The organism is Tractidigestivibacter sp. (assembly GCF_057241865.1).
On the sequence record NZ_DBHHPX010000066.1, the window covers coordinates 1 to 7,182 of the forward strand.

Below are 7,182 nucleotides of genomic sequence, written 5' to 3' on the forward strand. Positions count from 1 at the left end.
TGGGAGCAGGAATCTGGATTGTGGGTCAAGCTAAGCTACTGCGGAAGAGTAGAGGCGAACGCAGCGATAACGCAAATCGCGGAAGCGGCACTCAACAGCACCGTGAGGTACCTGTTAGCCATGGCCTGATAGGTGATTGCGAACGCACGCGCCGCGACTGCGGTATGGATTGCAATCATGAACGGGATGCTACCCATCAGAATCCAGGCCCGTTCCCAATAAGAAGGGCAAGGCCGTGATGTCCGACTCCGCCAAAGAATGATACCGAGAGCCTGAGTCCTAAACAGGCTGCCATCGCAGCGGCCACAAGCCCACAACTTTTCTCAGCATGGCGTCTCCGTGTTGCTACAGAATTACAGGATGATTATAATATTTATGTTGATTTGTCGACAATTTAATGGAAATTGGATTCGAAAGCGAACTCAATATGTCGCACCTATGGTGCAGAGCGTAGGCACACATAGCGCCAGACCACCTCCGACAAGCAGGTGCCGGTTGCCATGGAATCGACCGTGTTGGGCGAAGAGGAGGTGCCGCAGGGGCGTTCGGGCACCCAGTCGGTGCTGACTTTCCCGCCGGTATTTTCTCCCGTAGCGCCGCTGGAGGTACCGGCCGCGCAGCCTGGCAGGTCACCGTAAGGACACTGAGCTGCTCGTCTACCATGTAGTCAGACTCGCTGGTGCTGCCATCCCACACGATGGAGTGGTTGTCCTGGATGATCCCCACGTCGACCCGCTCTCCAGTTGTCTTGAAGGTGACAACCTCTCCTCCAACAAGGCCCTGGATGGATCCTCCCGCCGTGAAGGTGATCACTCTTAACGAGGACTTAACACCCCGTCTGCTGTACTGGTTGGCACAAAGAAGGAGGAGCGTATGGATACAAAGCAGGTTGGCGTTCTGGTCTTTCATCGTATAAGGGTCATACCGATGCTGCTGATGGTCCTTGGTGGCACGTTTGTCGCCTATGGGGCCTACCGAGGAGAGGTCCACACCGTCCTCGCCAAGGCGATAAGGATATGCCTCGAGTGCGTGGGCATCGGGTAGGTGCATATGATGAAAACGATGCTCTCGCGTATCGGAGTGTTCCTGCGCAGGAGGGGAACTGTGCAGACCATAGCCACCTTCCTGACCAACCCCCACATCCCCAATTTCCTTGAGGGGACAATCTACACCGGTTCGGCAAAGTCGATTTGCGTCCCAGGGCTTAACTGCTATTCGTGCCCTGCGGCCACAGGAGCTTGTCCGGTCGGGGCATTCCAAGCGGTTGTCGGGTCCTCCAAGTTCAGCTTTTCCTACTATATAATTGGGATTTTGATTCTCATAGGGACGCTTCTGGGAAGGTTCGTGTGTGGTTTCCTCTGTCCCTTCGGCTGGGTCCAAGACCTGCTCAACAAAATCCCGTTTCCCAAGAAGCTCAGCACGAGGAGACTCAAAGGCCTGCGTTACCTCAAGTACGGCATCCTGGTCATAATGGTCTGGGCCCTTCCCGCCTTCATCCAGAGTTCCGTGGGGATGGGAGATCCGTACTTCTGCAAATACGTATGCCCGCAGGGCATACTTGAGGGTGCCATTCCGTTGTCTCTTGCCGATACGAGCATCAGGGCCGCGTTGGGTGGTCTCTTCACCGTGAAGTTCAGCATCCTGGCGACAATCGCGCTTTTGAGCATCATGTTCTATCGACCGTTCTGCAAATGGATCTGCCCCCTTGGGGCCTTCTATTCGCTATTCAACAAGGTCTCTCTCTTGCAATACCATGTCGATGCAGATAAGTGTGTCAAATGTGGCAAATGCTCCCGTGTCTGTAAGATGGATGTCAACATAACTAAGAACCCCTCTTCTCTCGAGTGCATACGCTGTGGCGAGTGCGCCAAGGCGTGTCCCGTCAAAGCGATCAAGGTTGATCTGACCCCTGTCAGGGCCAAGCTCGCCCAGCCAGATGCCTCCGCAAACAAGCGTGCGTAGGTCATCGCTGCTGGTATCGGGAGCGACGAAAGCGGTTATGCACCGGCCGTGAGGCCGGCAGCCATACACAGTGGAAAAGGTTTCAGAAAGGAAACACCATGAAGGAAGTCACGAAGAAGGCTCTGGTCTCTGCTGCAGGAATTCTTATGACCATCTCCCTGGTCGGCTGTGGGGCAAACCCGAAGAGCCAGTCGACGGAAGCTGCCCCGGACGCGGCGGTGCCTGTCGAGTCCGGATCGACGGACGTCCCGCCCGAGGCAGCATCCAAGCTGCACCTCAAGGACGGCGACGCATTCCCCAACTTCGAGGCCACGAACATCTCCAACGACGAGACCGTCAGCAACGAGGTATTCAAGAAGAACAAGGTCACGGTCCTGTCGTTTTGGTTCAACGGCTGCACGAGCTGCGTAAAGGAGATGCCACTCCTTCAGGAGCTGAGCGACAAGTACAAGGACAAGGGCGTCAACGTCCTTGGGGTCAACGCCGAGGCTGGGTTTACCGATGACGCTAAGGATGAGGGGCGGGATATTCTCTCGAAGCAGGGGGTCACGTACGACAACATCGCCTTCAACTCCAAGAGCGACGCAAACCAGGTGATCGAGGGCCTCACGGCCTTCCCGACCACGATGGTCATCGACCAGGACGGCAAGCTCGTCGGCGACCCCATCACCGGTGGTCTCGACAGGCTCGAGGGAAGCGAACTCCTCAAGCGCGTCGATGAGGCACTTGCCAAGGCGAAGGATAACTAGGCCAAGGGACAATCAGGCCTCCCATGCGGGAACGATGCGCGCCGGAGATCGCTCGATATCGGATTCCTCCGATTCGCTAGCATCTCTTACAATAAGGGGATCACGCCTCGTGCCATCCGGCTCGGGGCGCGATTCGCATGAGCGTTTGAGGGGGAGCGACGATTTTGAAAATCCTCGTGGTCGAAGACGAGCGTGAGCTTCTTGAATCCATCGGTGAAGGCCTCAGGATAGACGGCTATTACGTCGACCTCCTTGACAACGGGACCGATGCACTTGAGATGGCACAGATAGAGCCCTATGACCTGATTCTGCTGGACCTCAACCTCCCTGGCATCGATGGGCTCGAACTGCTGCGGACGCTGAGGGCCCAGCATTCGGAGACCAAAGTGCTCATACTTTCTGCCCGCTCGGCGGTCTCCGACCGTATCGTCGGCTTGGATGCAGGGGCAGACGACTACCTTGTGAAGCCCTTCGCCTTTGGGGAGCTCGAGGCCCGGGTGCGCAACCTCCTGAGACGAGAGTATACGCAGGGGGAGACGTTCCTCGACTGCGGTGACCTTCGCTTTGACACGACCACCCGCAGGCTCAGCGCCAAGGGCGTCGAGATCAGCCTCACGAAGAAGGAGACCGCGATACTGGAATACCTCATGCGTCACAAGGGCCAGGTGGTAAGCAGCGAGGAGCTGTTGTCACATGCGTGGGATAGCAGCGTCGACCCATTCAGCAACTCGGTGAGGGTGCACATCTGCTCACTCAGAAAGAAGCTGCGATCCGTGCTCGGGTGCGACCCCATATCCAACAAGATTGGAGAGGGCTACTATCTGACAGAGGAGGACGACCATGGTGGGCGTTAGCGGCTTGGCGAAGGCAATGCGTTCGGTGCGCACGCAGCTTACCCTCCTCATGGTCGCCCTGCTCGTCTGCTGCTGCGCCGTGTTGACCCTGCTCGTGTACCGTTCGACCTCCGCGCTGCTAGAGCTTGCGGCCACTCAGTCCCTGCAACGGGGCGACCTTTCCATCATCCTCGATGTGGACGGCATCGAGCGGGCGATTCTCTCCGACACCCTTTCCATCTTGGCCCTCGTGGTTGTCGTCGGCAGTTGGGCGGCGTATCTCCTGGCAGGACGCTACACGAGGCCCATCAAGCAGCTTTCCTCACACGTGCGCGCCATCGAGCCAAGCACCCTTTCCGAACCGATCGAGGTCGACGGCGGCGAGGAGATCAAGGAGCTCGTGAGATCGTTCAACCAGATGACCTGCCAGCTGGATGAGGCGTTCGCGATGCAGAGGCGCTTCGCCGCCAGCGCTGCGCACGAGCTGAGGACGCCGCTCGCCGTGCTGCGCACGCGTATCGACGTGTTCAGGAAGAAGGAGAGGCAGCAGACTGAGTATGACGAGCTGGTCAACACGATGGAGACGTATGTCAACCGACTCTCCTCCCTCGTCGGCAACCTCCTCGAGCTCACGGACACGGGGGAGCTGCCCGACGTCCAGCGCGTGTCCCTCGATTCGGTTCTCGCCCATGTCGCAGCAGACCTTGGTCCCCTTGCCCACGAGAGCAACGTCTCGCTCTCTTGCCACGTCCAGCCCGTCTCGGTCATGGGCAATGCGGGTCTTCTCTACCGTGCGTTCTACAACCTGGCTGAGAATGCCATCCGCTACAATTTTGATGGCGGAGAAGTCGAGCTGCAGCTCTCTGTGTCGAGGGAAGGGGCCGTGGCCTCCGTTTCCGACACGGGCGTGGGCATTGCACCCGACGTACGGGGGCTTGTGTTCGAACCCTTCTACCGAGTCAACAAGTCGCGCTCGCGCGAGTTTGGTGGCGCAGGCATAGGCCTCTCGCTTGTGAAGACCATCCTCTCCCGGCACGGCGCACGCATCACGATAGGTGAGAACCGGCCCCATGGATCCGTGTTCACGGTGACGTTCGACGTCGGAGAAGGTGTCAAGGGGCCCGATTGACGGGGCAGATTGTCAAGCTGAGTGCAGCAGCTCCCTGTAGACCTCGTTGGCCGTCCTGTATCCCAGGACCTTCCTCGGCCTGCCGTCGATCATGTCGAAGACGTGCCGCACCTCATCATCGGTGGCCTCGGAGAAGTCCGTGCCCTTGGGGAAGAGCTCGCGGATGAGGCCGTTGGCGTTCTCGACCGTGGGCCTCTGCCAGGGGTGGTGGGGCTCGCAGAAGCAGAACGCCACGCCCCCGAGCCTCTCGCTCGCCCCTGCGTGGTTGGCGAACCCCTTGCCGCGGCCTGGCGTCACGCTCTCAAGGGGCCGCCCCGCCAGGGCCTCGACCCCGCCCACATCGGCGCTCGCGTGCGCGGCGGCCCTGCCGCCTGCGGGCAGCCGCGACCTGCGGTCGGCGATCGTCACCAGGCAGGCTCCCCCCCGGCCTGCCGGCGACCGTGTCGCCCTCCCGGTCGCCGGGGCGGGGGCGCTCGGCGGCCTCGGCAGGGCGCTCGGAGATCTCGTGGGAGACCCTGACCTTGCCTCGCCTCCCCCCGCGTCCCCTGCGCGGCCTCCTCCCCTCCCTGCGCAGGTGGCGCTTGGCCTGCTCTTCCTTCCGAGCGCCTGGTAGGTCGAGCACGCCCCGGCCGCCCGCGCGGCAGATGGTCGCGAAGCCCACGGCGCAGGAGCCCCCGCGCTCGAGGCGCGCCCTCCCGTCTACCTGCTCGGGCGACCAGTGGCCGCCCAGGATGCGTCGGCGGACGGACTCGGCGAGGGACGGGTCGGAGGGCCTCCTGCGGGGCCCGCGGGCCCGGTGTCTTGCCCCGGCCCTCCCCTGGGCGGCGATCGCCCCGTAGCGGCCGCGCCTGCCGTTCCTCCTGGGCTCGCGGCCCACGGTCGACCTGTCCCTGCCGATGTCCACGGCGATGTCGCTGACCCCCTTGCCCTCGGCGTGCAGCTCGGCCATCCTGTCGCGCTCTTCGGCGCTAGGATGTGCGCAGTGGCGCATTTCCCCTCGGCTCCCGGTATTGGCTTCGACAACTAGCATCGTAGCCCACGGGGGTGCGCCACGCCTCTCGCCTGGCGCTATGCTGTTGCACTCAGCCTGACAATCCACCGCCTGAAAACTAGGCCGTCACCTATGGATGCCCCCGCGCCTGCGGCCCTTGCGTTCCCCATCGTCATGCGACCCGTCCATCCCAATGGCCCTCATCTCCGAGGCAAACTCCCTCGCCAGGGGCATGTAGCCCTCCTCGAAGCGGTCTTGGGCGAACCCGCACGTGTCGGTGAGGTAGCCCGGGGTCCTCTCGTACTCGCGGAGGCCGCGGAGATAGTAGCCCCGCAGGTCCTCCGTGATGATGAACGGGGTGAGACCAGCGCGCAGACACTCCTTGAACATGACGAGCCTCCCCACGCGCCCGTTCCCGTCGGAGAACGGATGGATGCGCTCGAAGCCCCAGTGAAACCTCACGATGTCGTCGAAGGTGTGCGACGCCTGGTCCTCGTAGGCGCAGACGAGGGCGTCCACCAGTCCGGGGACGTCTGTCGGGGCGGCCGTCTCGACGTCGGAGGCGGCGCCCCCTATCACGTTCGAGAGGCGCTTGAAGGACCCGACCGCCATCATCGGGTTCCCGGCATCCGAGGTCCCCTCCTTGAGCGTGCGGTGGAGACCGCAGAGATAGTCGGTGTCGAGCGGCACGTCCCATGAGTCCAGCATCTGGTCGAAGGCCGAGAAGTGGTTCCTCGTCTCGACGATGTCATCGACCTTGGCCGTGCCCGAGAAGACTGCCCTGTCGAAGATCTGGACCGTCTGGTCGTGGGTCAAAGTCGAGCCCTCGATGTGGTTGGAGTTGTAGGCGAAGTCGCACTGGCAAGCTTTGTACACGTTGCCGTCGATGTGATGGTCCCGCTGATAGACGAGAACCTCCAGGAGCGTCGTATCCATCTATGACCCCAATCGACAGCACGCGGCATGATACCCGACATCATCAACCACTTTACCCTAGGAGGCGGGCCACCAGTATCCCAGATGGGCCTCAACGGCGAGCGTAGAAGGCCATGAGGGTTTCCAACATCTCCGGCAGTCTACGGGTTAGATGTGTGAACCCTCCGACTCGCAGCCGTTGAAAACTCTCCTAGCCCGTACTGGGCCCGCCACATTCTGCCGCTTAGAATATGGCGGGCCGAAATCTGGGACTCGGGAACCAGGGCGCAGAAAATGCCCGGGTGCCATGCGAGGGCTTGTACACCACCTGGCCGAAAACGAAGCCGGTGAAAACGGCCATCCCGTATCCGCTGGACGTGAAAAACACGACACCAATCGCCAAGGCCGTAAAAAGACGCGCTCCGTTTCGCCATGCGCGAATGTGGGCTCAATGGAACACAGGGCGTGGTTTCCAACACCTCAGAGTCTCCGGGTTTGGCGCAGGAACCCTCCGGCTCCGAGCCGTTGAAAACCACGCCGTCCTCTGCCCCATTACAGTGAGAGACGGTCCCTAGGAGCCTCTACAAGCTTTGGGGTTTTCGA

Annotated in this window: 9 protein-coding genes; 5 read left to right on the top strand and 4 right to left on the bottom strand. The window is 61.2% G+C overall.

The window, feature by feature from the left end; all coding sequences use genetic code 11:
- Positions 1-35: 35 nt before the first annotated feature.
- A complete protein-coding gene (locus tag ACO59D_RS12560; RefSeq protein ID WP_485127272.1) occupies positions 36-179 on the bottom strand; it encodes a hypothetical protein in 144 nt (47 codons plus the stop codon).
- A gap of 694 nt (positions 180-873) precedes the next feature.
- Between ACO59D_RS12560 and ACO59D_RS12565 the strand changes: the two genes are divergently transcribed.
- From ACO59D_RS12565 to ACO59D_RS12585, 5 genes are all read left to right on the top strand, one after another.
- Positions 874-1,044 carry a CD1871A family CXXC motif-containing protein gene (locus ACO59D_RS12565; RefSeq protein ID WP_485127273.1) on the top strand — a complete coding sequence of 57 codons (171 nt, stop codon included), beginning with the start codon at positions 874-876 and terminating at the stop codon, positions 1,042-1,044.
- 6 nt (positions 1,045-1,050) lie between these two features.
- The gene (locus tag ACO59D_RS12570; protein ID WP_485127274.1) at positions 1,051-1,962 is read left to right on the top strand and encodes a 4Fe-4S binding protein; all 912 of its coding nucleotides are present in this window, start codon (positions 1,051-1,053) and stop codon (positions 1,960-1,962) included.
- Between the two features lie 98 nt (positions 1,963-2,060).
- Entirely contained in the window at positions 2,061-2,711 is a 651-nt protein-coding gene (locus ACO59D_RS12575) for a TlpA family protein disulfide reductase (protein ID WP_485127275.1), read from the top strand.
- Between the two features lie 176 nt (positions 2,712-2,887).
- Positions 2,888-3,565 carry a response regulator transcription factor gene (locus ACO59D_RS12580; RefSeq protein ID WP_485127276.1) on the top strand — a complete coding sequence of 226 codons (678 nt, stop codon included), beginning with the start codon at positions 2,888-2,890 and terminating at the stop codon, positions 3,563-3,565.
- Complete coding sequence (locus tag ACO59D_RS12585) at positions 3,552-4,673, top strand: sensor histidine kinase (protein ID WP_485127277.1); 1,122 nt, start codon at positions 3,552-3,554, stop codon at positions 4,671-4,673. The genes ACO59D_RS12580 and ACO59D_RS12585 overlap by 14 nt, the downstream gene beginning before the upstream one ends.
- Before the next feature lie 12 nt (positions 4,674-4,685).
- Here the strand turns inward: ACO59D_RS12585 and ACO59D_RS12590 are convergent, their stop codons facing one another.
- The 3 genes from ACO59D_RS12590 to ACO59D_RS12600 all read right to left on the bottom strand — a co-directional run bounded on the left by ACO59D_RS12590 (position 4,686) and on the right by ACO59D_RS12600 (position 6,600).
- Positions 4,686-5,081, bottom strand: a complete 396-nt coding sequence (locus tag ACO59D_RS12590) for an IS30 family transposase (protein WP_485127278.1) — start codon at positions 5,079-5,081, stop codon at positions 4,686-4,688.
- Positions 4,975-5,622 carry a transposase gene (locus ACO59D_RS12595; RefSeq protein ID WP_485127279.1) on the bottom strand — a complete coding sequence of 216 codons (648 nt, stop codon included), beginning with the start codon at positions 5,620-5,622 and terminating at the stop codon, positions 4,975-4,977. Before ACO59D_RS12595 ends, ACO59D_RS12590 begins: the two co-directional genes overlap by 107 nt.
- Before the next feature lie 168 nt (positions 5,623-5,790).
- On the bottom strand, positions 5,791-6,600 hold the full coding sequence (locus ACO59D_RS12600; RefSeq protein WP_485127280.1) for a Fic family protein: 810 nt from the start codon (positions 6,598-6,600) through the stop codon (positions 5,791-5,793).
- Positions 6,601-7,182 lie beyond the last annotated feature (582 nt).

Coding starts and splice junctions, on each gene's coding strand:
- ACO59D_RS12565 (WP_485127273.1), top strand. CDS start 874: ATGGATACAAAGCAGGTTGGCGTTCTGGTCTTTCATCGTATAAGGGTC.
- ACO59D_RS12585 (WP_485127277.1), top strand. CDS start 3,552: ATGGTGGGCGTTAGCGGCTTGGCGAAGGCAATGCGTTCGGTGCGCACG.
- ACO59D_RS12600 (WP_485127280.1), bottom strand. CDS start 6,600: ATGGATACGACGCTCCTGGAGGTTCTCGTCTATCAGCGGGACCATCAC.
- ACO59D_RS12575 (WP_485127275.1), top strand. CDS start 2,061: ATGAAGGAAGTCACGAAGAAGGCTCTGGTCTCTGCTGCAGGAATTCTT.
- ACO59D_RS12595 (WP_485127279.1), bottom strand. CDS start 5,622: ATGGCCGAGCTGCACGCCGAGGGCAAGGGGGTCAGCGACATCGCCGTG.
- ACO59D_RS12570 (WP_485127274.1), top strand. CDS start 1,051: ATGATGAAAACGATGCTCTCGCGTATCGGAGTGTTCCTGCGCAGGAGG.
- ACO59D_RS12560 (WP_485127272.1), bottom strand. CDS start 179: ATGATTGCAATCCATACCGCAGTCGCGGCGCGTGCGTTCGCAATCACC.